This window comes from Nocardia sp. No.11 (assembly GCF_038752175.1).
GTDB classification, from domain to species: Bacteria; Actinomycetota; Actinomycetes; order Mycobacteriales; family Mycobacteriaceae; genus Nocardia; species Nocardia canadensis.
This window is the reverse complement of the sequence record NZ_JBCGFB010000073.1, coordinates 1-23,295: the sequence shown is the minus strand read 5'-3', so window position 1 is coordinate 23,295 and position 23,295 is coordinate 1. Positions and strand designations below refer to the sequence as shown.

The following is a 23,295-nucleotide window of genomic DNA, read 5'->3' as shown; positions in this document are numbered from 1 at the left end:
GAACATACGATAGCCGACGACCGGGCAATCGACCAAAACGGCTGGTTGACCTCGGGGGACGGACGGGGGAGGGTGGGGCGATGGCCAGCAAGGAAGTGCGGGGCGGGGTCGAGATGTCCAATCTCGACCAACCACTGTTCGACGGTGCCGAGGCGACCAAGCGGGACCTGGTGGACTACCTGGAGTTCGCCGGGGAGCGGTTGGTGCGCGTGCTGCGCGACCGCCCGCTGTCGGTGGTGCGGGTGCGGCCCGGGCAGGAACCGTTCATGCAGAAGAACCTGCCGAAGTACACGCCGGAGTGGGTGCCGCGGGTGACGGTGTGGGCGGAGAGTTCGCATCGGGAAGTCACCTACGCGCTCGGCAACGACGAGCGGACGCTGCTGTGGTTCGGCAATCAGCGGGCGGTGGAGTATCACCCGACCCTGCTGCCGGTCGACCACAGCGCCGGACCCACGCATCTGGTGCTCGATCTCGATCCGTCGCCGGGACAGACCTTTCGTGATGCCGCGGCGGGCGCCCGGCTGATCCGGGCCGCGCTCACCGCGGACGGACTCGACGGCGCGGTGAAAACCAGTGGGGCCAAGGGATTGCACGTGTTCGTTCCGGTCGTGCCGGGCATCGCGATCGAGGACGCGGCCGCCGCGACCCGCGCGATCGCCGCCCGCGCCGAACGGATCGACCCCACCGTCGGCACCACCGCGTTCATCAGGGAAGACCGCCACGGCAAGGTCTTCCTCGATTCGACGCGGGCGGGCGGCGCCACCGTCATCGCCGCCTACAGTCCGCGCATCCGCCCCGGCGTCCCGGTCTCGTTCCCCTTGCGCTGGAGCGATATCGACGACGTGGTCCCGGCCGACTTCACCCTGCGCAGCGCGCCGAACCTCCTCGGCGACACCGACCCGTGGACTACGGAAATGCCCGCACCGCAGGAACTTCCGGCCGACCTGATCGCCGAGGGGCACACCATCCCGATCGCCAGGGTGCGGGCCATGCACGAGGGCAAACGCCGGGCCAGGGCGCGCAGGGAGAGCTGAGACAGCGCGGCCGGTGTTCGGGACTACTCGCCGATCGCGGCGACGCCGGCCTGGGCGAACTTCTCGTCCAGGTCGCCGCTGGGGGCGCCGGCCACGCCGATGCCCGCGATCGGGGCGCCGTTGGCCTTGACCGGGGCGCCGCCGCCGAGGAACAGGGTGCCGTCGATGTCGGCCAGGTGCGGGGCGGACTCGAGGCGCTTGCTCAGCTCGGTGGTGGGGGCGTTCCAGGAGACGGCGGTGAAAGCCTTCTGCTGGGCGGCGTCGTAGGACTGCGGGCCCGCGCCGTCGCCGCGCAGGGTGACGATGACATTGCCGTTGCGGTCGACGACCGCCACGCTGACCCGCTGGTTCTCCTTGGCCGCGGCGTCGAGCGCGGTCTGCGCGGCCTTGGTGGCGGCGGCGATCGAGAGGTGGGTGCTCTGGGTCAGGTTGGTGTCGGCGGCATCGGCGACGACGGGGGTGCGGGTCGCCGGGTCGGGGTTCTGGGCCTGCACCGTCACCGCGCCCACCACGCCCGCGGCGACGACGGCCGCCGAGGCGCCGGCGACGATGAGACGGTTGCGGGTGCTGAACTGGGTGCTCATGGCTGCTCCTGATCGGATTCTCGGCCGTCCGGCGGTGGTGCCGTGGCCTGGTGCTATCCATCCTGTTCGCTCGGCGGCCCGCGCGGATCGGCGATGTGGCTGCACTTGCGCGGCCGGATCGGGCGACACCCGGGTCAACCGATCGGATGACCCGGGCACGGCGGCAGGCGGGAGAGAATGGGGGAGTTTGCCCAGCTGATGTGGACGGGAGGTACCGATGCGGAGCACACTCGGCGACCGGAACGACGATACGCGACTGCTCACGGTGATCGTGTACAGCGCGTTCTACGTGCTGCTGGCGGCCTCGCTCATGCGCTGGTTGATCCGGCATTCCGACACGCGATCGACCCCGCTGGTCGTCGCCCTCGCCCTGCTGCTCGCGGTCCTCTACGCGATGAGCGAGCTGCGGCATTCGTATCGGGTGATGTGGTTCGCGCTGCTGGTCGCGACCTGGGCGGTGCTGGTGGTGCTGGCGCCGAGCTTCGCCTGGTGCGCGGTTCCGTTGGTGTACACCGGTTTACGGATCCTGTCGGTACGGGTCGCGGTGACGCTCGTCTGCGCCTTGACCGCGCTGGTGGTGTTCAGTCAGGTGCGGATCGCGGGCTGGCTTGACCCGAACCTGGTGCTCGCGCCGCCCGCGGTCGCGGCGGTGACCACCGTGCTGTTCGTCGGTATGCGCCGCCAGACCGAGCAGCAGGCGGCGCTCATCGACGACCTCGTCCGCACCCGGCGGGAGCTGGCCGAGATCGAACGCCGCGAGGGCACCCTCGCCGAACGCGAACGGCTCGCCATGGAGATCCACGACACTCTCGCGCAGGGGTTGTCGAGCCAGCGGATGCTGCTGCAGGCGGCGGATCTGGTGTGGGACAGCGATCCCGGGCTGGCGCGCGACCATCTGCGCTCGGCTGCCGAGATCGCCGAACGCGACCTCGCCGAGGCCCGTCGCTTCGTCCACGACCTCGCGCCCGCCGACCTGGCCGCCGGTGGGTCGCTCGCCGCCGCGCTCACCGCGCTCGCCGCGCGGGAGTCCACCGACACGCTCACGGTGCGGTGTCATCTGGAGGGGACGCCGGGCCCGCTGCCCCAGCGGGTGGAGGCGACGCTGCTGCGGGTCGCGCAGGGGGCGCTGGCCAATGTGCGCGAGCACGCGGCGGCCACGACCGCGACCATCACATTGACCAGCCTCGACGACCAGATCGTCCTCGACGTGGCCGACGACGGGCGCGGCTTCGATCCCACCGACCTGGCCGATCCGGACGAGCATCGCGGGCACGGCCTGCCCGCGATCCGGGCGCGGGTGCGTCAGCTGGGCGGGACCTGCGCGATCGAGTCGGCGCCGGGGGACGGCACGGTGCTCTCGGTTGCGATTCCGCTGGCCGTGGGCTGAATTCGCTACGCCGCCGCGGGCATCCAGTGCCGGTGCGACCGGGGCGCCGGTAGGACCAGTCGGGTGGTGCTCGGTCGCATCCGGACCGGGGCCTGGGTCCCGGCCGCGGGCCGCCCGGCGCCGACGACCTCGACCGGTGCGCCGGTATTCGTGACCGGCCCACGTGCGGCGATGGACGGCGCGGCCGGCTCCGGGCCCGCGAAGACGACCATCCGCAGCACCAGGAACCGTCCGATCCCGGCCAGCCCCGACGCCGACAGATAGACGACCTGCACGGTCGATACGCCTGGCGACGGCTGGACGGCGAACAGTGCGAACATCGCCGCGCTCGTCACCGCGTAGGCCGCCGCGGCCGAGCCCGCCGATTGCCAGTGCTCCCGCCACCCCGGCAGCGCGCGCCCGCCGAAGGTGATCAGCGCGTGCAGCACCGTGCCGAGCAGCGTCGAGACGATCGTGACCACCGCGTTCGCGACGGCCCACGGCAGCACGCAGGCCAGCTGCCCGACCGCCGCGCTCGAGACCAGTCCCAGCCCGCCGCCGCACGCCACGAAGCGTGCGAACGCCGCGATCGGGCCGGGGGTGGTGTCCCCACTCCGCGCCGTACGCACGTTGTTCGTCATGTCGAACACTGTACGTCTGACGAACAGTGTGCGCAACGAGGAGCGCTGTTCCGGCCGGGGCCGCGCGCTAGCATCGGCACTTGTGAATCCCGCCGTGCGCCTGTTGATCTGCGACGATCACGCGGTCGTCCGCGCCGGACTGCACGCACTGCTGTCGAGCGCGCCCGATATCGAGGTGATCGGCGAGGCCGCCGACGGCCCGGCCGCGGTCGCGCTGGCGGCGAGCCTGCACCCCGACGTGGTGCTGATGGACCTGCAACTCGGCAGCGACATGGACGGCGTCGAAGCGACCCGCCGGATCACCGCGCAGCCCGCCCCGACCCCGCACGTCCTGGTCCTCACCACCTACGACACCGACGCCGACATCACCCGCGCGATCGAGGCGGGTGCCACCGGCTACCTGCTCAAGGCCGAACGGCCCGAGGAACTGTTCGCCGCCGTCCATGCCGCCGCGAGCGGACAGACCGCGCTGTCCGCGCCGGTCGCGGCGAAGGTGATGGCCAAGATGCGCAATCCCGGCCCGACCCTCACCGCCCGCGAGCGCGACATCCTCGGCCAGCTCGCGCGGGGCCTCGGCAATCGCGAGATCGCCCGCGCGCTGCACATCAGCGAGGCGACGGTGAAGACGCACCTGGGTCGCATCTACGACAAGCTCGGCGTCGACACCAGGGCGGCGGCCGTCGCGGTGGCGACGGAGAAGCGGCTGCTCGCCTGAGCCGGTGACGGCGGCCACCCCCGCTGTAACGCCGGGCCCGCGCCGGGCTCTGAACCGGTGCGGCGATGACTATGCTGTGCCGAGCGAGCGAGAGGAGCCAGGACGCATGGACTGCGACGAATTCGTCGAGCTGGTCACCGGGTTCCTCGACGGCGCTCTCGACAGCGAGACCGAGCTGCGTTTCCTCGCCCATCTCGCCGAGTGCGACGGCTGCGAGGTCTACCTCGACCAGATCCGCCGCACCACCCGTGACCTCGGCGAACTCACGCCCGAGCAGCTCTCCGGCGACGCGCGCAGCACCTTGCTCGCGGCCTTTCGCGACTGGCATCGCCCCGCCTGACCCGCTCAGGCCGGCGTCAGCGTGGCCGCCCCGAACGACACGTGGAAGCGGGCGCACCAGATGCTCACCGACCGGATCGCCGACAGATCGGTGTCGGCGGGCAGGGTGTAGTTCTGACTGCCCTCGTTGCCCTTGAGCGCGCCCAGGTCGAGGTGCGTGCCGTCGTCGAAGTTGTGCCAGTCGTCGCCGATCACCGGCTGATCGGTGAGCCACACGTGCAGCGCGGGGCCGTCGGAGGTGCGCAGATCGGTGATCCGCAGGACCAGTGTGCCGTCGGGGGAGCGCTGTAGCTGTGCCGAACCGGTCGTCTCGTGCTCGTGGGAGAGGAACTCGCCGGCGGCGATCACCGACAGCGGCGCGCCGCCCGTCGCCGTGACCGGGGCCTCGTCGACGGTCGTCGTCGTGAACAACCGCCACGGCTGGAACCGGTACAGGCCGACGACCAGCGCGGCGACGAACCCCACCGCCAGCACGCTGAGGACGGTACGGCGGGTACGGCGGGTACGGCGGTGCGGCATGGTCTTCTCCTTCTCTCGCATGCGTTCTCCGTTCCCGGACCCGTCCCGCGCGTTACACCGCGCGACGGCGGTACTGTGCTGCCAGCGACGCGAGTGGTGACAGCGAGGAGACCCGGTGGGACACGACGGCGCCCTGCCCGCCGACGACGTGCTCGTCGCCGAGCTACGGTCGGGAGTCGACGCGACGTTCGCCTTGGTCGTGGACGCCTGGTCCGGCTCGATGCTGCGCTTGGCGCGCTCGTTCGTCTCCACCGACGCCTCCGCCGAGGAAGTCGTGCAGGAGGCGTGGCTGGCCGTGGTGCAGGGCGTCGACCGTTTCGAAGGCCGCTCCTCGCTCAAGACGTGGGTGTATCGGATCCTGGTGAACACCGCCAAGAAGCGCGGGATCAAGGAGCATCGCACGGTCCCGTTCGCCACGCTGCTGCCCGAGGACGAGGGCCCGGCCGTCGATCCGGGCCGTTTCCGCCCACCCGGTGACCGCTATCCGGGCCACTGGGCGGTCGGCGCCCAGCCGCGCCCGTGGTCCGAACCCGAGGACGCCGCCGAGCGCGCCGAAGTGGCCCGCCTGCTCGCCGCCGCCGTGGCCACCCTGCCGCCCCGCCACCGCACGGTTCTCACCCTGCGCGATGTCGACGGCTACTCCGCCGACGAGGTCTGCGCGCTGCTCGACATCTCCGCGGGCAATCAACGGGTGATCCTGCACCGCGCCAGAGCGACAGTGCGCGCCCGGCTCGAGCAGTACTTCCAGCGCTAGCCCCACAACCTCGCGACGAGGTCGGCGGCGCCGGTCCAGCGCCAGCTGGTCCTGCTCCGGCTGGATCGCGACCCGGACCTGCCGCACCGGGCGGCCGAGAGCGCGGTGGCCGGGGCGGGCCGTCCTTCGTGACATCGTGCTGTGCTCTCGCGGCGCCTTGGAACGTGATCTCGCGGCCGTAACGTCACCGGCGGTGCGGGCACGGTACCGCGTGGCGGGTTCACTGCCGCGTCATCCACCGAGGAGGCCGAACGACCATGGCGACCTATGACGATCTGTCGGCGCTGTTCATCAACTGCACGCTCAAGCGCTCGCCCGAACCGAGCAATACGCAGGGGCTGATCGACGTCAGCGCGCACATCATGGCGGAGAACGGCGTCGCCGTCTCGCAGCTGCGCGCGGTCGATCACGACATCGCCACCGGTGTCTGGCCCGACATGACCGAGCACGGCTGGGCCACCGACGCGTGGCCCGCGCTGCAGGAGCAGGTCATGGCCGCCGACATCCTGGTGCTCGCGGGGCCCATCTGGCTCGGTGACAACAGTTCGGTCACCAAGCGGGTGATCGAGCGGCTCTACGGCAACTCCTCCCAGCTCAACGCTGCGGGCCAGTACGCCTACTACGGCAAGGTCGGTGGCTGTGTGATCACCGGGAACGAGGACGGCGTCAAGCACTGCGCGATGAACATCCTCTACAGCCTCCAGCACCTGGGCTACACCATTCCGCCGCAGGCCGACGCCGGCTGGATCGGCGAGGCGGGGCCGGGCCCGTCCTACCTGGACCCCGGTTCGGGCGGCCCGGACAACGACTTCACCAACCGCAACACCACCTTCATGACCTGGAATCTCCTGCATCTGGCTCGGATCCTGCGCGATGTCGGCGGCATCCCGGCGCATGGCAACCAGCGCTCGGAATGGGATGCCGGCTGCCGGTTCGGCTTCGAGAACCCCGAATATCGCTGATCCGCGCGGGCACGATGCCCGAATTGCCGGATAGGAAACGTGACCCGGGTCTCTATAACCTGGTGATCCCGATCACATTACGGTGCTATAACGACAGTAATGTGATTACGGATTTGTCACGGCGGACCAGCGCGGAACACTGTTCCTTTGGACAATGGCCGGTACAGACGCGTCCGTGATCCGGACGTGATCTCGGCTCGCATTCCGGCTACATTCGGTCACGGCTTGAACAACAACCCGAGCCGAATCGAATCGCAGAACACCGGAAAGCCTGCCCCGCGATTTCGAGGATCCCCGACATTACTGAGGGGCAGGGACGCGGTGGATTTCATCACCGAGCCGGTGGGCGCAGGCAGGAATCCTTATGTCTTTCAATCGCAAGTTCACCACTCGTGCCCTCGGTTTCGCCGCTGTCGCCGGCGCCATGATCGCCGTTCCGGCCGGTCTGACCACCGCGACCGCCTCGGCGAACAACTGGGACGCCGTGGCGCAGTGCGAGAGCACGGGCAACTGGAACATCAACACCGGTAACGGCTACTACGGCGGCCTGCAGTTCTCGCAGAGCACCTGGGAGGCCTACGGTGGCACCGGCACCGCCGACAACGCCAGCCGCGAGGAGCAGATCCGCGTCGCCGAGAACGTGCTGGCCGCGCAGGGTCCCGGCGCCTGGCCGGTGTGCAGCGCCTACCTGTAAAGCGCGCTGAAGTAAGACTTTCCTTGTCGGGAAACGAATAACCCGCTATTCGATGCACACGTCGAATAGCGGGTTTTTTCGTTGAATTTCAATTCCGGATCAGCAGCGTGATACCGGCCACGATCACGGCCAGGGCAATAGCGGCCAAGCCGTAGACGAGCTTGTAGTCGCGCAGCCCCGGGACGAACCGGTCGAGCGCGAAACCGCCTGCGCCACTGAGTGCGAGGCTGGTCGCCGCGACCGCCAGGATCGTCTCGTATTCGACACCCTTGGGCGCGAAGAACCCGCCCCACTTCACCGCGATCGCATTGAGCATCGTGCCCAGGATCGCCGCGGCGGCCAGTGGGGTGAACAGGCCGAGGATCAGGCCGATGCCGCCGAGCGTCTCGCTCAGTCCGGCCACCACGGCGAAGGATTTCGCCATCGGATAGCCGCTCGCCGCGAAGAACTTCTCGGTTCCGGACAGGCCGCCGCCGTCGAACCAGGCGAACAGCTTCTGGGTGCCGTGCGCGGCCATGGTCGCGCCGACGCCGAGGCGTAGCACCAGCAGGCCGGCGTCGGTGGGGGTGGTCGATGTCGTCGTCATGGCGATGTCCTTTCCGTTTCGCCCGGTCAGCCGATCTGAACCGAGCGTCGTGCCATCCCGAACCAGTAACCGTCGATGACGGTGCGCAGGGAGTCGATGTCCTCGGCGCCGGCGCCGAGGGTGAGGAACAGCGGAGCGAAGTGCTCGGTGCGCGGATGGGCCAGGCGCGGTGCGGGGGCGGTGTGCTCGAAGTCGAGCAGCGCGTCGATATCGCGGTCGTCGAGGGCCCGGCGGCCCCAGTCGTCGAACTCGGCGGTGAACGAGTGGACGTGGTGGTCGTCGGCGGTGAGCGCGCGCAGGTTGTGGGTGAAGAACCCGCTGCCGATGATGAGCACGCCTTCGTCGCGCAGCGGCGCGAGCGCGCGGCCGAGCTTCATCAGGTCCCGCGGATCCAGTGTAGGGATCGACAGTTGCAGCACCGGGATGTCGGCATCGGGGTACATCCGGCTCAGCGGGACGTAGGCGCCGTGGTCGAGGCCGCGGTCGGGAGCGTCGGCGACGGTGCCGCCGAGCAGCTCGCGCACCCGGGCGGCGACATCGGGCGCGCCCGGTGCGGCGTAGCGCTCGGCGTAGTAGCGCGGGGCGAAGCCGCTGAAGTCGTAGACCAGCGGCACGGTGGTGGTCGCTCCCAGGGTGACCGGGGCCGACTCCCAGTGCGCGGACACGATCAGGATCGCCCGCGGCCGGGGTAGCTCGGCCGACCAGGCGGCGAGCTCGGCGGGCCAGGTGGCGTGATCGATCAGCGGCGGGGCGCCGTGGGAGAGGTAGAGCACCGGCATGGTCACGGTGGGCTCCTTCGGATCGGGTGAACTACTGATGTTCAAATTTGAACAATACGCGATGCGCAGCTATTCCGCCGAAGTGATTAGGGTTTGCGGCATGGAAGAACCCAGGTGGCTCGATGCCGAGGAGATGCGGCTGTGGGTCAGGTTCCTGGCCGCGGGCGCGCTCGTCGACCGCGCGGTGGACCAGCACCTCAAGGGGGAGGGGCTCACGCACACCCAGTACGAGGTGCTGGTCCGGCTCGCCGCCGAGACCGGCGGCGCGATGCGGATGACCGACCTCGCCGCCGCGATCTACACCTCCAAGAGCGGGCTCACCTACCAGGTGGGCAAGCTCGAGCGAGCCGGGTTGGTGCGCCGCGTCGACGACGACACCGATGTCCGCGGCGTCAACGCCGTGCTCACCGCGGCGGGCCGGGCCAAGCTCGACGCCGTGGCCCCCGGACACGTCGAGGTCGTGCGCCGGGTGTTCGTCGACGTGCTCGAGCCCGCGCAGCGCGCCGCGATCTCCGCCGGGCTCGGCGCCGTCGCCGACGGCTTGACCCGCTAGACCTGCTGATCCTCGCCGCGGCGCTGCGGGGTGTCGAGCCGGTGCACGGTGAGCGCGGCGGCCAGCATGCGCGAATCCGTGGGGTCGGCCGGATCGAGGCCGGTGAGCTCGGCGATGCGGCGCAACCGGTAGGTGAAGGTGTTGGGGTGCACGTGGATTCTGCGCGAGGCCGTCTTGCGGTCGGCGCCGTGGCGCAGGTGCGCCTCCAGCGCCTCGATCAGGTGCGGGCTGCCGAGCAGCGGAATCACCCGCTGCGCCAGGCGTTCCCGGGCCGGGCCGGGGCGGGTGAGCTGATATTCGAGCAGGAGGTCGTCGAGGCGGTAGCAGCCGCCGGGCCTGCCGCGCAGCCGCGCCAGCTCGGTCAGCTCGGTCGCGTCCTTGGCCGCGGCCGGGATGGCATCGCGGGCGACGCCGGAGAACTCGGCCAGATACACCGTCACGCCGTACTGCTCGGTCAGCCGGGCGGCGAGCTCGTCGAAGCGCTGCGCGTCCAGGACGTCGGTCTCGGAGCTGTTGCTCAGCAGCGCGATGCCGTTGGCGCCGTCGAAGGTGGCCGGGGTGGTGGTGCCGGTGAGCTCGTCGAGCGCGCGCTGGAGCACCCGGATGCGGCGGCGGGTCACCAGGTTGGCCGCGCTGCCGGTGCGGGCGGGTTCGCTCAGGTGGATCGCCAGCACCGTGTACTGCTCGGCTAGCACGGTGTCGGCGCGCGCGGCGAGTTCCTCGGCGGGTAGCCCGCGCACCAGCGCCGAACACAGTTCCCGGCGGGCCTCGCGCTCGGCGTGATAGATCGACTGCTCGACTTCGGTGTAGGTCTCGACGACGGTGACATTGATATGGCGCAGTAGCTCGAGCAGCCCGCTGCCGACCCGGATCAGGTCGTTCATCTCCGTGGGCTCGGCCAGCGCGGACGCCTCGGCGAGGACGGCCTGCGCCGAGCCGTGGATCGCGCCGATCAACATCGGCAGCGGCAGGCGGTCCTCGGCGTGGCGCTCGGCGACCGGCCCGACGAACGCGGCGACCTCGGCCTGGGTGAACTCGCGCTCGGCCGCGATCGCCTCGAGCACCGCGCGCCCGCAGGCGTAGATGGTCGGCAGGACTTCCGCGGTGAAGTGGCCGGGCGGCAGTTCGGCGGGCGCGGTGGCGCCGAGCCCCGCGGCGAGCATGCGCTCGGCGATCTGCGGCCAGCGTGTCAATAGTCGTGCGGTCAAAGCGGGTGGTGCGGAAACGGGGTGTTCGGCGAGCATGACTCGATTGTGTCCGAGAACAGGGCGTCGTGGGCACCTCCCGTCGAGAAGGCACAGATCTTGGTTCTCGCGCCAACAAGAGTCGGGTTTTCTCGGTTCACCGTGCAGTGACAGCGATGTGGCGCCGGTCATAGATTCGCTGAGCGCGTCCGAGCCAACGCTGGCCGACGCGGTTCGAGGAAGTGACCACCATGATTGCAACGACGCAGCCACTGCGCCGCACCCTGTGCGGACTCGGCATCGCCGCGGGTCTCACCGCGGCCTCGGTCCTCGGCGCCGGTACGGCGACCGCCGACCCGGTGCTGGAACCGACCATCGCCTCGCTGGCCGAATACCTCGACGCCGGCATGGCCACGACCCCCGACGGTCGTCGCCCCACCGCCATCGCCGACACCGGCAGCGCCTCCGGCAGCAGCTCGGGTTCCTCGGGCAGCCGGGCCTCCGACGCCGTCGGCGAGGGGCCGGAGATGTCGGCCTATCTGCCCGCCTTCGCCTACGGCCTGCTGCACCCCGACGCCGCGCCGCCCGGCGCCAATCGCTGGGACTGCACGCCGAGCGCGCGGCATCCGCGCCCCGTCGTGCTCCTGCACGGCACCTGGCTCAACGCCTACGACACCTTCTCCTACCTCTCGCCGCGCCTGGCGCAGGCCGGATATTGCGTCTTCGCCCTGAACTACGGCAAGTCGGCGCTGCTCGAGGGCGGTGGGCTCGGCGCCGTGCTGCCGGGCCGCTACGGGGTCGGGCCGATGGCCGACTCCGCCGACCAGGTCGCGGCGTTCATCGAACGGGTGCGGGCGGCCACCGGCGCCGACCAGGTCGACATCGTCGGCCATTCGCAGGGCGGCACGATCGCCAACCAGTACCTCAAGTTCGACGGTGGACAGGGCAAGGTCGACAAGCTGGTCACCTTCGGCGCCACCCACCACGGCACCGCGCTGCTCGGCATCGCCACGCTCGGCCGGATGATCAACAACGCCGGCATCGACATCCTCGGCTTCTACCGGCCGATCATCGGCGTCGCCAATGTCGAACAGGCCGTCGGCTCGCCGTTCTACACCACGCTCAACGCCACCGGTGACACCGTTCCCGGCATCGACTACACCGTGGTCGGCTCCCGCTACGACGAGGTCATGAACCCCCTCGACATGGTCTTCCTGCGGGCCGGGCCCGACGCGACCGTCGACAACATCGCCCTGCAGGACGGGTGTGAGCAGGACGTCTCCGACCACCTGACCATGATGTACTCGCCCCGCGCGGCCTCGATCGCGCTGCGGGCTCTCGATCCGGAAGGCAGCCCCGCCTTGACTTGTACGTTCAACCCCTGGTTCTTCGGTGGCGGCGGCAGCCTATGAGGCTCGACCTGCCCGCGCTGACGCAGTGGGGCACCGCGCCACTGCTTCCGCCCGACGATCCGTTCTACCTCGCCCCGCCCGGAGCCGAGCTGCTCGCGCCGGGCACGGTGGTGCGCTCGCGTTCGGTGGAGCTGGCCCTGTTCGGGGTGGTGCGGCAGCGGATCGTGGCCTGGCAACTGCTGTATCGGACCTGCGATCTCGACGGCGCGCCGGAGGTGTCGGTGACCACGGTGCTGTTGCCGTGGGGCGCCGACCCCACCCGCCCGCGACCGCTGATCTCATTCCAGTGCGCGATCGACGCCGTCGCACCGCGGTGCTTTCCCTCCTACGCGCTGCGGCTCGGCGCGCGGACCACCGGCTCGATCGCACCGCTCGAACTGCCGATCGTGGCGATGGCGCTGAAGCAGGGGTGGGCGGTGTCGGTGCCCGATCACGAGGGCCTCGGTGGCCGGTTCGGCGCTGCCCGCGAGCCCGGCTACCGGGCGCTGGACGGGATCAGAGCCGCGCTCGGCTTCGTGCCGCTGGGTCTGAGCGCGTCGACGCCGGTGGCCCTGTGGGGCTATTCCGGCGGCGGCCTGGCGACGGCGTGGGCGGCGGAGCTGGCCGCCGACTACGCGCCGGAGCTGAACATCGTCGGCGCGGCGGCCGGGTCGCCGGTCGGAGATCCGGCGGCGGCGTTCGTCCGCCTCAACGGCGGCTGGTTCGCCGGATTCCCGGCCGCGTTCGTCGCGGGTCTGCGCCGGGCCTACCCCGATCTCGACCCGGTCCTCGACGACCACCTCGACGACCGGTACCGCGGCCTGCTCGGCGAAGCCGAAGAGCGCACCACCTTCGCGCTGCTGTGGCGCTTCGCCCGCCGCGACGTCACCCGGCATCTGCGCGACGGCCTCGCCGGGCTGCTGGCCGAACCGGCCCTGCGCCGCATCCTGGCCGACATCGAGCCCGGCACCAGGGCGCCCGCCGCCCCGCTGCTGGTGGTGCAGGGCGTGCGCGACGAGGTCATCGCCGTGGCCGACGTCGACGCGCACGTCGAGCGCTATCGGCGGGCGGGCGCGACGGTCGAATACCTGCGCGTGCGCCGTGGCTCGCATCTGCCGCTGGAGTTCCTGGTGGTTCCGGTCGTGCTGGCCTGGCTGGCCGACCGGTTCGCCGGCCGTCCGGTGACGTCGGGGACGGCCACCGTCGCCTCCGTCGCCCGCGACGGCGCCGCGCTGCGCGCCCACCTCGGCTTCCTCGGCCTGGTCGCGGGGATGTTCGGCGGCCGACCCATCCGCGGCGACGAATATGTGTGACCAGATGTCGCGCTATGTATTCGTGATCGGTGCCCCTATTTCTCGGGGCATCGGAAATTCGGGCTTATCGGATGAGCGCAACATGAATCTCATGCGATTCTCATAATCCCCTCAGAAACGTGAGGTATTTGAGCAAAACCGCAGGTGGTAATAGGTTTCAATGGGTTGTTGTTACGAGGGTCACGAATTCTCCGAATGTCGTAACTCGCGGCGTTCTGGTGTCGATAGGCCATCTGTAAGCCAGCTTCGGCTGGGCCTATGCGAGAAACAGAGGAATTATTATGATCCCCGTTATCATCGACACCGGTAGTGCCGCCCTGAACGGCCTCTTCGACACCCTCGGCGCCGCCCTGCACGGCCTGGTCGACACCCTGTGGACCGGCTCCTTCGGCGGCTGACCCCAGCCCCAGGTCGATGAAACGACCAGGTCCGCCCTGACAGCGTGACCGACGAGAAGGCCCCGCACCGTTGCCGGTGTGGGGCCTTCCCTCGTTCGTGGGGTCAGTGCGTGTGCGGCGCCCGCCCGGTCGAGACGTGCTTGGGGCCGTGCGCCTCGCCGCAGTGGCTGTCGTCGTCGGCGGCGCCGATCCCGATGACCGCGGGCCGAGCGTGGTCGACCTGCAAGGTGACGTGCTCGATGTGGTGCTCGTGGTCGAGCATGTGCGCGATGTCCTCGCGAACCGCGTGGCAGTCGTGCCCCGGCTGCACGAGCACGTGCGCCGAGAGGGCGGGGGAGCCGGAGGTGATCTCCCAGATGTGCAGGTCGTGCACCTCGGTCACGCCGTCGCGGGCGGCCATGTCGCGACCGACCTGCTCGGGGTCGAGGTAGTCGGGGGCGGCCTCGAGGAAGATCCGGCTCGACGCCCGGATCAGCCCGATGCCCGCCTTGATCATCAGCACGACCACGATCAGGGTGGCGACGACGTCGGCCTGCACCCAGCCCGTGAGGATGATGACCAGGCCGGCCACGGCGGTCGCGATGAAGGCGAACAGGTCGTTGAGGATGTGCTGGTAGGCGCCCTCGACATTGAGGCTGGTCCGGTCGGCGCGGCTGATCATCCAGGTCGCCAGCACATTGACCACGATGCCGACCAGCGCGGTGACCAGCACCAGCGTGCCGTGCACCTCCGGCGGCTCGAACAGCCTGCGAATCGCCTCGTAGCCCAGCCACAGCGCCAGCAGCAGCAGTGTCAGGCCGTTGGCCTGCGCCGAGAGGATCTCCACCCGCTTCCAGCCGAAGGTCATCCGGCCGGTGGCCGGGCGCTTGGCGAGGCGGATCGCCACCAGGGCCAGCACGATCGAGGCGGCGTCGGTGGTCATGTGCGCCGCGTCGGAGAGCAGTGCCAGCGAATCGGCCACGATGCCGACGATCACCTCACCGATCAGGAAGGTGACGATCACCGCCAGCGCCCCGGCCAGCCAGCGCTTGTCGCTGTCGGCCGACACCCCGTGGTCGTGTCCGTGTCCTGCGCCCATCGTGTTCACCTCTCCCTGCGGTTCGATCGGTCGCTATCGTATGCACACATCGCTATGTATGCAATTCGTTCTTGATCGGGGCGGTCCGAGCCGGGCATCATCGCAGGTCATCGGCCTGTGGGCTGCCCGCTGCTCCGGTCCGGATCCAGCCTAGGCCCGTGAGCGCCGCCGTGGGGAACCACCCGCGCGGCGCCGGAATCACTCTCGCGAGGGAGGCGCGGCGCGGCGTCACCGGTCAGACTGGATCGTCGTGGACCTGCTTCGGAAACCGCCGGAACCGATCGATGTGCTGATCGCCGTCATCGTGACGGTCGTGACCGTCGGGCCCGCCGTCGTCGCCGGTGCGGCGTGGTGGATCGTCGGCCTGTCGGCGTTGGCCTCGGTTCCGGTGTTGTGGCGGCGCCGGGCGCCACTGGCCACCTTGGCGGTGGTCGGACCCGCGATCACCGCGCTGTCGTGCGCGCACGCCATGCCCGTGTTGCCGTTCGGCACCGTCGTCTGCGTCTACACGATCGCCGCCTACTGCCCGGCGAGCCGGCGGCGCATCGCGTTCGTGCTGGTCGCGGCGGGAATCCTGGTCTCGCTGCTGGTACCGCATGAATCCGCCGACTCCTACGGTTACGCCGCGATGTCGTTCCTGACCGCCTGGGCGCTCGGCGCCGGGGCGCGGGCTCGCCAGGCCCAGATCGACGTTCTCGCCGAGCGGGCCCGCCGCCTCGACGAGGAACGGGCGAGCGCCGTGGCCAGGGAACGGCTGCGTATCGCCCGGGACATGCACGACGGCCTCGCCCACACCGTCGGCGCCATGATCCTGCGCGCCGAGACCGGCCCCCTGCTCGCGCACCCGACCGCCACCGACGCCGCCTTCGCCGCGATCGCCGACGACGGCCGCGCTGCCCTGCGCGAACTCCGGCACAGCATCGGCGCCCTGCGTGACAGCGACGACCTGCCACACCCACTCGGCGTGGCCGCCGTCGCCGATCTCGTCGCGCGGGCCGAGCGCGCGGGATTGGCCGCGTACTACACCGAACACGGACCACGCGCGCCGATCGCGCCGCAGACCGAGGCCGCCGCCTACCGGATCGTGCAGGAGGCGCTCACCAACACCGGCAAGCACGCGCGGGCGAGCCGGGTCGACGTCGCGTTGTGCTGGTCGGCGGACCGGCTCGGGGTCAGCGTCGTCGACGACGGCACCGCCGCGCCACGATCGGACGCCACCGGCTTCGGCTTGCTCGGAATGCGCGAGCGCGTGCACGCCTGCGGCGGCGTACTCCGTGCGGGGCCGACCGCGACCGGCTACGCCGTCGACGCCGAACTGCCACTGACACAGGGGAAGTGAGCATGCGGGTCCTCGTCGTCGACGATCAGGAACTGTTCCGCACCGGCTTCCGGCTGATCCTGGCAGCCGAACCCGACATCGAGGTCGTGGGTGAAGCCGCCGACGGCACCGACGCCGTTGCGGCGGCACGACGGCTGCGGCCCGACGTCGTGGTGATGGATCTGCGGATGCCCCGGCTCGACGGTGTCGCCGCCACCGCCCGGATCTGCGCGGCCGGCGACGCGAAAGTCCTGGTATTGACCATGTTCGACATGGATGACTACGTCTACGCGGCCCTGCGAGCGGGTGCGAGCGGGTTCCTCCTCAAGGACGCTCGCCGCACCGAACTCGTCAACGCGGTCCGCGTCGTCGCGGCGGGGGAGGCCTTGCTCGCCCCGTCGGTGACCCGCCGCCTGATCGCCGAGATCGCGCGCACCCGTCGACCGGATGCCACACCCCACCTGGCGGCCCTCACCGCCCGCGAACGCGACATCCTGCGCGAGCTCGCCGCGGGCCGATCCAACGCGGAACTGGCCGCGCGCCTGGTCGTCACCGAGCACACCGTGAAAACCCATGTCAGCTCGGTCCTGGCGAAACTCGGATTGCGCGACCGGGCGCAGGCGGTGGTGTTCGCCTACGAATCCGGGATGGTGGCGCCGGGCGACAACGGGCTGCCGGGACGCTGACCCCCCTCGCGCGAGGGAGGCGAGACCGCTCGCCCGGGCGATGTGCGCGGGGCCGGTTGGCACCCACCATCGAGCGGTGACGTTCTCGACGAAAAGATCTGTCCACGTAGGTATCTGGTGCGCTGCCACGGCGCTGTCGGCAGGGTTGTGGGCGGTGGGAACCGGCCTGCATCCGATCCCGCTGGTCGCGTTTCTCGCGCCACTACCGGTGCTGTGGACGGCGCCGCGTTATCCCGCCTGGGCTGTGGGCGCGGCGGCCGTGCTGTCGTGGCTCGGCGGAACTACCCGCTACTGGCCGTATTTCGTCCGGACGCTGGAACAACCGCTGACCGCCGCCGCCATACTGCTCGGCGGCAGTGCCATCGCCTACGGGGCGTGTGTCCTGCTGTTCCGCACGCTGCTCGCGCGTCGGCGGATCGGACTCGCCGCGCTCGCCTTCCCCGCCGCCTGGACCTGCGCGGAATACCTGCACCGCCTGGTCGGCGGGGTCGGCGCGTGGTGGAGCATCGGCTACTCCCAGGCCGAGGTGGGACCGATCGTGCGGATCGCGGCGGTCACCGGCGTCGCGGGGATCAGCTTCCTGGTGCTGGCCGTGCCCGCCGTCATCGCGGCCGTGACGGTGCCGGGAGAGCGAACCGCGTGCCCGCACCCGACTGCCGATGCCGTGGCGACGCCGAAAACGGTGACGATCGATGGTGCTGCCGGTACCGCGCATCAGGGGCGAAACATGCGCCGAAGCCGCGCTCTCGCAGGCGACGCCCCGGCCGTGTCATCGGTGCGAAAGACGGTGCGGTGCCGGACCTTCGGTGTCGCGGTGGTGCTGATTCTCGGGGTCGGCGGGGTCGGTGCGTGGTACTCGGCCGCCGAGGGGCCTGTCGTCCGGGTCGCGGTCGTCGCGCTGGCGCAGCCGCCGATGTACGTTCCCGTCGATTCCGCACCCGGCGCGGCGATGATCGCCGAGGCGGTGACGATGGTCGGGCGCGCGGCCGATCAGGGCGCGCAGGTCGTCGTGTTCACCGAGAAGGCCTGGCATGCCACCCGATCCGACATCGCCCTGCTGAGCGGACCACTCGACGAAGTCGCCACGCGGCGCGGAATACACGTGGTGGTCGGGTCGGAACTGGAGCACCCTGACGGCAACGTCAATGCCGCCATCGCCTATCCGGGTGACATCGTTTACGCGAAGCGGTATCTGGTGCCCGGCCTGGAAGCCGGCTTGCGGGCAGGCCGGAGCGTGGTGCCGGTACCCGGTCGGCCATGGGCACTCGCGATCTGCGCCGATCTCGACCACCCCGACCTCGTCCGCGAGAACCGCGCGAACGGGCGACCCTGCTGCTCGCCCCCGCCCTGGACTTCACCGTCGACCATTGGCTGCACAGCCGCATGGCCGTCGTGCGAGCCGTCGAGTCGGGCATCGCCATCGCCCGACCCGCGCAACTCGGCGAACTGGTCGGGGTCGACGCGCGCGGCCGGATCGCCGTCGCGGTCGAAACCGACATCACTGAAACCCGAATGGCCCTAGCCGATCTCGGCACCAGCCAGGGCGCCACGCCGTACGGCCGGTGGGGCGACTGGTTCGGCGTGCCGACCCTCACGATCATGTCGCTCGGCGTGTTGGTCGCCCTACGCCGGCCGGCTACGGCCGCCAGCCGGTAGCCGCCAGCCAGGACGGCAGGTCCTGCACACCGGGGTGGGCGACGCGCAGCGCGGCCAGGTCGAGCGGTTCGTCGGGCCGCTCGTTGAAATACGCGAACATCTTGCCCACCTGCTCGTCGAAGGCCCGCACCGCCTCGATCGGCACCTGCACGCTGCGCGCGGGCAACCCGGCCACCGCGCCGAAGACCTCGGCGATCTGCGGCGGGGTCAGCCGATCACCGGCGATCGGCAGCGTGCGGCCCAGGTACTCCTCGCGGTGGGTCAGGGCGAGCGCGGCGAAGGCGCCGATATCCCGAACCGAGATCAGCGAGATCGGGATATCCTCGCGCACCGCGAGATTCACCAGCAGCGTGCCGGAATCGTCGAGCACCGGACGATTGAAGGACCGGAAGTTGTCCATGAAGAACACCGGCCGCAGGATCGTCGCCGGGACGCCCTGCGCGGCGATGTACTCCTCGAGGTGGGTCTTCGCGGCGTAGTACTCCACCCCCGAGTCCTCCCCGGCGCCCCGCAGCGAGCTGTACACGAGATGGTCGATCCCGCTGTCGCGCGCCAGATCGATCACCAGCTCACCCCGCCGCTGCTCGGCGGCGATCCCGGCCGCGGTGATGTGGACCCCCTCCATCATCGTGAGCATCAGGAACACACTGTCGCTGCCGTCCAGCGCGGCCTTCACGCTGCCCGGATCGTCGAGATCGCCCACCACCAGCTCGGCACCCTCGGCGCGCAGCGCCAGCGCACCCGCCGATTCCGGATCGCGCACGAACGCCCTGACCCGCCGTCCTCGTTCGAGCAGCGCCGCCGCGGTCGCCCGCCCCTGCTGCCCGGTGGCACCGATCACCAGTACCGGCCCGTTGTCGTCACTCATCGTCGTACTCCCTTGTCCCGGCTGATCTTTCGCGATCACCTCTCGACTACGACGCTAAGCCGCCGACGCCTCGCGGTCCTGGCACCGATACTGCTACCCAGAACATCACTGTTCGCCGAGACACCGGGAGCGTCATGAGCGAAAATCGCCGCACCGAACTGGCCGCCTTCCTCACCACCCACCGCTCCCGCTTGCGGCCCGCCGACGTCGGTCTGCCCGAGGACCTGATCCCGGGCCGCCGCAGAACCCCGGGCTTGCGCCGCGAAGAGGTCGCCGAACTGGCCGGGGTGAGTCTCACCTGGTACACGTGGCTGGAGCAGGGCCGCAAGATCACCGCGAGCCCGCAGGTGGTCGACGCGCTGGCCCGAGCGCTGCGCCTGGAACCCGTGCAGCACAGACAGTTACGCAGGCTGGCGGGTCTGGCCGACCCGGTGGTGACCTACCGCGCCACCGATCAGCTCTCGCGTCTGCAGCGTCTGGTCGACGAGATGTGGCCGACTCCGGCCGTGGTGCACGACGCCTGCCTGGACTTCGTCGTGTGGAACAGCGCGTTCCGCCGGATCCGCACCGATCCGTCCGCCCTGGCACCCGAGCGCCGGAATCTGCTGTGGTGGATGTACACCGACGAGCGCAACCGAGCCATGATGCGCGGCTGGGAAGCCGCCGCGCGGGCGATCCTGAGCCAGTTCCGGGTGCTGGTCGGCAACAGCCCCGGCGACCAACGCCTGACCCGCGTGGTCACCGAATTGAGCGCCGCCAGTGCCGAATTCCGCAGCTGGTGGTCGGAGTATCCGGTACAGGACTTCCAGCCCGCCGTCCTCGACATCGACCATCCCGAGATAGGGCCGATCGCCCTCGAGCTGTTCCAGCTGCGGCTGGTCGAGAACCCGGAACTGCTCCTCGTCGCGCAGTTGCCCGCCACCGCCGAGGATCGTGAACTGATCCGCACCTACCTGAACGGTTGACGCGAATCCGCCGGCGCTGTCCGTGCCCTGGGCCTGTGGGTCGGTGGGCTCAGGATCACGTGAACGTCATTGCCGTGAAGGAGTTCACGTATGTCGAGGTTGTCCGAGCGGGGTGCAAGATGGGTGGATCGACGTCCACGCAACGGAAGGCCACATGACACAGTCACCGATGCTGTCCGCGATCCAGATCGTCGCGGAGCGTGTGCTGCTGCGCAAGGCGCGTGACACCGATCGGGAAGGGCTCATAGAGCTGCAGACCGACCCGGATGTCTGGACCTTCCTCGGGGAGCCGCGGCGGCGGGAGGATGTCGAACGACGCTAGAACGCGATCGGCGGAGCGGCCAACGCGACCGCGACTCCGGGCCACTTCGTCATCGCCGACAAGGTCACCGATGAGCTGATCGGCACCTTCGAACTCAAACGGCGCGCCGCCGACGAGCCCGGCCACGTCACCGACGACGGTGGGGAACTGGAACTGGGCTACCTGCTGCGGCGTCGCGCCTGGGGCGCGGGCCTGGCGTCCGAAGCCGCCCGCGCCGTGTTGCGCGCTGCCGCGGATGAACTCCCGGACCAGCCCGTCCTCATCGCGACCCGGTCGGCCAACGTTCGCTCGCGCGGACTCGCCGCTCGCCTGGGATTTCGAGTGGTCGGCACTTTCGAATGGTTCGGTGCCGAGCAGACCCTGTGCACGGCCGCCTTGCACTCGTTCCGGGCCTGAACTGCCGGCGCGACCTGCCGACCGGCGTCGGGTGTTTGTACTCCGCGATCAGTCGTCCTGCTCGGGCCAGTCGTCCTCGACGATCACCCGTCCCGCTTCGTAGCGCTCGGCGACCGCCGAGCACGGGTAGGTCGGCCAGTACGACACCGCGCCGGTCGCCTTGTCGATGACGTACACCGAACCGCCGATCGGCAGTGGCCGATCCACGGGCGCGTGTAGCGGCCGGACCTCGTAGACGACGAAGCCGCCGGCGAATTCGACGATGTGCCGGTCGGTGGCCGGGATCGGGGGTGGTAGATGGTCGGCCGCGATGCGGGTGGCCTCGGCCCGGTCGACCGGCGTCTGCGCGTCGGTCGGATATGCATGGATGTCCACGTTTTCTCGCTCCCTCGCCGCGATTGTCGTCGCCGATCCCCGCTCGCGCCAGGGAATGGGTGGAAAAGGGCGAGCCCGGCGGCCCTGCTCCCCCCTCCTGGAGCAGGCCCTGGCCGGGCTCGCGAAACGAGTGTCGCGTGCGGGGCCAGCAGGATTCTGAAGAGTGGCTTAACGCCGGCGTTGTCATCGGGGCGATGCGCGGCGATACCCCCATATGAAGGACAACTCCTGCGGTGCGCACTGCGCGCGCCTGTGTACCCCCGACGGGCTGGCCGAGGTGCTGGCCACCGACCGTGGCCTGCTGCACTGGCGGGCGATGCGCAGTCTGGGAGATCCCGGCCTGGCCGAGCACGCGGTGCAGGAGACCCTGCTGCGTGGCTGGCGGTCGTGTCGCGACTTCGACGCGCGCAAGGGCAGCGTGCGGACCTGGCTCCTGGCGATCGAGCGCAACGTCGTCGTCGACATCGTGCGGGCGCGCGCCGCCCGGCCCGGTGATGTCGGCTGGGACGACATCACCGAGGTCGCCTGCATCGGCAGGCCGGATTTCGCCGACGGGCTGGTCGACGGGTTGCTGGTCGATCAGCTGCTGGCCCGACTGCCCGAGCCGCAGCGGGCCGCGGTCGTCGAGGTGATCCTGCACGATCGCGGCTACCGGGAGGTGGCCGCGGATTTCGGGGTGCCGGTGGGGACGGTGAAGACCCGCGTGCACTACGCGCTGCGCTCGCTGCGGCAATTGCCCGAGGTTGCCTGATTGGGTCGACATCGCCCGCAATCTGGGCATTTGACCAGCGCTAACCTGCGCTTTCCCCTCGTCACATTTCGGTAACGGTGCTTGCTCTGCGGTTGCTCGCGTTGCAAGAGTGAACCACTGGGTTTGGTGTTACCAATGGGAAGGGAGGGGTGCTCCGTTCCGGGGCGCCGACCGAACATGCAACCAAACATCATCAAGGCCGGTCTCTGCTCCACCGTCTCCGCCGCGGTCGTCCTGTCGCTGACGGGACTGGTGCCCGCGACGGCGCACGCCGCGCCGGAACCCGCCGTCGGCGACCAGCTCGCCGGCAAGACGATCTTCCTCGACCCCGGCCATCAGGGGTCCGCGCACGCGGAGGATCTGAGCCGCCAGGTCGACAACGGGCGCGGCGGCACCAAGGACTGCCAGACCACCGGCATGACCTCGCTCAACGGCATCCCCGAGCACACCATCAACTGGGAGGTCACCCAGCTGGTGAAGGCGTCGCTGCAGGCGCTCGGCGCCGAGGTGGTGCTCAGTCGCGCCGACGACACCGGCTGGGGCGGCTGCGTCGACGATCGCGCCCGCGCCGCCAATGAGTCCGGTGCCGCGATCGCGGTGAGCATCCACGCCGACAGCGCCCCCGCCGACCAGCGCGGCTTCCATCTGATCGTGCCGCAGCTGCCGATCCCCGATGCGGTCGCCGACCGCGCGCAGTCCGGTGCGGGCCGCGCCGCGTCGACCGCGGTGCGCGATGCCTATCTCGCCGCCGGCTTCCCGTCCGCCACCTACGCGGGCGTCAGCAACGGGTTGCAGACCAGGGCCGATGTGGCCGGCCCGGCGCTGACCCAGGTGCCGCTGGTCTTCGTCGAGATGGGCAACGGCGCCAATCCCGAGGACGCCGCACTGCTCGAATCGCGCGAGGGACAGCTCGAGCACGCCGTCGCGATCGCGACCGGGGTGGTGGGCTTCCTGCTCAACAAGCCCGTCTCGGCCGCCGTGCCCGCCTCCGCGCCGGATTCGACACCCGCGAACGGCCGCGTCCCCGCCGCGACCCCCGCTCCGGCGCCGGCACCGGCCGCCGCGCCG

The 23,295-nt window shown here is 70.3% G+C and carries 24 protein-coding genes and 2 pseudogenes; 17 read left to right on the top strand and 9 right to left on the bottom strand.

What is annotated here, in order from left to right; translation table 11 throughout:
* Window positions 1–80 precede the first annotated feature (80 nt).
* Window positions 81–1,034 (top strand): ATP-dependent DNA ligase, encoded by a 954-nt coding sequence (locus tag V8688_RS20805; RefSeq protein WP_342801507.1) that lies wholly within the window; start codon window positions 81–83, stop codon window positions 1,032–1,034.
* Between the two features lie 23 nt (window positions 1,035–1,057).
* On the opposite strand, the gene V8688_RS20800 is transcribed toward V8688_RS20805, so the two are convergent.
* Window positions 1,058–1,618 (bottom strand): heme-binding protein, encoded by a 561-nt coding sequence (locus V8688_RS20800; RefSeq protein ID WP_218717001.1) that lies wholly within the window; start codon window positions 1,616–1,618, stop codon window positions 1,058–1,060.
* Between the two features lie 217 nt (window positions 1,619–1,835).
* Here V8688_RS20800 and V8688_RS20795 point away from each other — a divergent pair, with 217 nt between their 5' ends.
* Complete coding sequence (locus V8688_RS20795; protein WP_342801506.1) at window positions 1,836–3,005, top strand: histidine kinase; 1,170 nt, start codon at window positions 1,836–1,838, stop codon at window positions 3,003–3,005.
* Window positions 3,006–3,010: 5 nt separating this feature from the next.
* Here V8688_RS20795 and V8688_RS20790 read toward each other — a convergent pair whose 3' ends face one another.
* Window positions 3,011–3,625 (bottom strand): hypothetical protein, encoded by a 615-nt coding sequence (locus V8688_RS20790; RefSeq protein ID WP_342801505.1) that lies wholly within the window; start codon window positions 3,623–3,625, stop codon window positions 3,011–3,013.
* An 82-nt stretch (window positions 3,626–3,707) separates the two neighbouring features.
* On the opposite strand from V8688_RS20790, the gene V8688_RS20785 reads away from it, so the two are divergent.
* Both V8688_RS20785 and V8688_RS20780 read left to right on the top strand, forming a co-directional pair.
* Window positions 3,708–4,340: a response regulator transcription factor gene (locus V8688_RS20785; protein ID WP_342801504.1), complete on the top strand. Its 633-nt coding sequence runs from the start codon at window positions 3,708–3,710 to the stop codon at window positions 4,338–4,340.
* A 106-nt stretch (window positions 4,341–4,446) separates the two neighbouring features.
* The gene (locus V8688_RS20780) at window positions 4,447–4,680 is read left to right on the top strand and encodes a zf-HC2 domain-containing protein (protein WP_218717005.1); all 234 of its coding nucleotides are present in this window, start codon (window positions 4,447–4,449) and stop codon (window positions 4,678–4,680) included.
* Between the two features lie 5 nt (window positions 4,681–4,685).
* Here V8688_RS20780 and V8688_RS20775 read toward each other — a convergent pair whose 3' ends face one another.
* Window positions 4,686–5,219, bottom strand: a complete 534-nt coding sequence (locus V8688_RS20775; protein WP_342801503.1) for a DM13 domain-containing protein — start codon at window positions 5,217–5,219, stop codon at window positions 4,686–4,688.
* 94 nt (window positions 5,220–5,313) lie between these two features.
* Here V8688_RS20775 and V8688_RS20770 point away from each other — a divergent pair, with 94 nt between their 5' ends.
* The 3 genes and pseudogenes from V8688_RS20770 to V8688_RS20760 all read left to right on the top strand — a co-directional run.
* The gene (locus V8688_RS20770; protein WP_316575734.1) at window positions 5,314–5,952 is read left to right on the top strand and encodes a sigma-70 family RNA polymerase sigma factor; all 639 of its coding nucleotides are present in this window, start codon (window positions 5,314–5,316) and stop codon (window positions 5,950–5,952) included.
* Between the two features lie 257 nt (window positions 5,953–6,209).
* A complete protein-coding gene (locus V8688_RS20765) occupies window positions 6,210–6,914 on the top strand; it encodes a flavodoxin family protein (protein WP_218717008.1) in 705 nt (234 codons plus the stop codon).
* A gap of 364 nt (window positions 6,915–7,278) precedes the next feature.
* Window positions 7,279–7,593 (top strand): annotated as a pseudogene (locus tag V8688_RS20760) (transglycosylase family protein); the annotation flags it as partial.
* Window positions 7,594–7,696: 103 nt separating this feature from the next.
* On the opposite strand, the gene V8688_RS20755 reads toward V8688_RS20760, so the two are convergent.
* A complete protein-coding gene (locus V8688_RS20755; RefSeq protein WP_316575733.1) occupies window positions 7,697–8,194 on the bottom strand; it encodes a DoxX family protein in 498 nt (165 codons plus the stop codon).
* Between the two features lie 26 nt (window positions 8,195–8,220).
* Window positions 8,221–8,973, bottom strand: coding sequence for a class III extradiol ring-cleavage dioxygenase (locus V8688_RS20750; protein WP_218717027.1), 753 nt, complete (start codon window positions 8,971–8,973; stop codon window positions 8,221–8,223).
* 100 nt (window positions 8,974–9,073) lie between these two features.
* Here V8688_RS20750 and V8688_RS20745 point away from each other — a divergent pair, with 100 nt between their 5' ends.
* Entirely contained in the window at window positions 9,074–9,526 is a 453-nt protein-coding gene (locus tag V8688_RS20745) for a MarR family transcriptional regulator (RefSeq protein WP_218717011.1), read from the top strand.
* Here the strand turns inward: V8688_RS20745 and V8688_RS20740 are convergent.
* Window positions 9,523–10,770: a helix-turn-helix domain-containing protein gene (locus tag V8688_RS20740; RefSeq protein WP_218717012.1), complete on the bottom strand. Its 1,248-nt coding sequence runs from the start codon at window positions 10,768–10,770 to the stop codon at window positions 9,523–9,525. The two genes, V8688_RS20745 and V8688_RS20740, sit on opposite strands and share 4 nt — an antisense overlap.
* Window positions 10,771–10,961: 191 nt before the next feature.
* Here V8688_RS20740 and V8688_RS20735 point away from each other — a divergent pair, with 191 nt between their 5' ends.
* Complete coding sequence (locus V8688_RS20735; protein ID WP_342801502.1) at window positions 10,962–12,122, top strand: alpha/beta fold hydrolase; 1,161 nt, start codon at window positions 10,962–10,964, stop codon at window positions 12,120–12,122.
* Entirely contained in the window at window positions 12,119–13,414 is a 1,296-nt protein-coding gene (locus tag V8688_RS20730; protein WP_342801501.1) for a lipase family protein, read from the top strand. The genes V8688_RS20735 and V8688_RS20730 overlap by 4 nt, the downstream gene beginning before the upstream one ends.
* A 501-nt stretch (window positions 13,415–13,915) precedes the next feature.
* Here V8688_RS20730 and V8688_RS20725 read toward each other — a convergent pair.
* Window positions 13,916–14,890: a cation diffusion facilitator family transporter gene (locus V8688_RS20725; RefSeq protein WP_316575732.1), complete on the bottom strand. Its 975-nt coding sequence runs from the start codon at window positions 14,888–14,890 to the stop codon at window positions 13,916–13,918.
* 250 nt (window positions 14,891–15,140) lie between these two features.
* On the opposite strand from V8688_RS20725, the gene V8688_RS20720 reads away from it, so the two are divergent.
* From V8688_RS20720 to V8688_RS20710, 3 genes are all read left to right on the top strand, one after another.
* The gene (locus tag V8688_RS20720) at window positions 15,141–16,229 is read left to right on the top strand and encodes a histidine kinase (RefSeq protein ID WP_342801500.1); all 1,089 of its coding nucleotides are present in this window, start codon (window positions 15,141–15,143) and stop codon (window positions 16,227–16,229) included.
* On the top strand, window positions 16,226–16,894 hold the full coding sequence (locus V8688_RS20715) for a response regulator transcription factor (RefSeq protein ID WP_308248393.1): 669 nt from the start codon (window positions 16,226–16,228) through the stop codon (window positions 16,892–16,894). Before V8688_RS20720 ends, V8688_RS20715 begins: the two co-directional genes overlap by 4 nt.
* Window positions 16,895–17,048: 154 nt before the next feature.
* Window positions 17,049–18,416 carry a hypothetical protein gene (locus V8688_RS20710; RefSeq protein ID WP_342801499.1) on the top strand — a complete coding sequence of 456 codons (1,368 nt, stop codon included), beginning with the start codon at window positions 17,049–17,051 and terminating at the stop codon, window positions 18,414–18,416.
* A gap of 114 nt (window positions 18,417–18,530) precedes the next feature.
* Here the strand turns inward: V8688_RS20710 and V8688_RS20705 are convergent, their stop codons facing one another.
* A complete protein-coding gene (locus tag V8688_RS20705; protein WP_218717018.1) occupies window positions 18,531–19,418 on the bottom strand; it encodes an NmrA/HSCARG family protein in 888 nt (295 codons plus the stop codon).
* A 134-nt stretch (window positions 19,419–19,552) separates the two neighbouring features.
* Between V8688_RS20705 and V8688_RS20700 the strand changes: the two genes are divergently transcribed.
* Complete coding sequence (locus V8688_RS20700) at window positions 19,553–20,383, top strand: helix-turn-helix transcriptional regulator (protein WP_218717019.1); 831 nt, start codon at window positions 19,553–19,555, stop codon at window positions 20,381–20,383.
* A 154-nt stretch (window positions 20,384–20,537) separates the two neighbouring features.
* Window positions 20,538–21,101 (top strand): annotated as a pseudogene (locus tag V8688_RS20695) (GNAT family N-acetyltransferase).
* Window positions 21,102–21,149: 48 nt separating this feature from the next.
* Here V8688_RS20695 and V8688_RS20690 read toward each other — a convergent pair.
* Window positions 21,150–21,476: a hypothetical protein gene (locus tag V8688_RS20690; protein ID WP_218717021.1), complete on the bottom strand. Its 327-nt coding sequence runs from the start codon at window positions 21,474–21,476 to the stop codon at window positions 21,150–21,152.
* A gap of 214 nt (window positions 21,477–21,690) precedes the next feature.
* Between V8688_RS20690 and V8688_RS20685 the strand changes: the two genes are divergently transcribed.
* Both V8688_RS20685 and V8688_RS20680 read left to right on the top strand, forming a co-directional pair.
* The gene (locus tag V8688_RS20685) at window positions 21,691–22,227 is read left to right on the top strand and encodes a sigma-70 family RNA polymerase sigma factor (RefSeq protein WP_218717022.1); all 537 of its coding nucleotides are present in this window, start codon (window positions 21,691–21,693) and stop codon (window positions 22,225–22,227) included.
* A gap of 177 nt (window positions 22,228–22,404) precedes the next feature.
* Window positions 22,405–23,295 (top strand): N-acetylmuramoyl-L-alanine amidase (locus tag V8688_RS20680; RefSeq protein ID WP_342801498.1); only part of this gene is annotated, 891 nt, incomplete at its 3' end.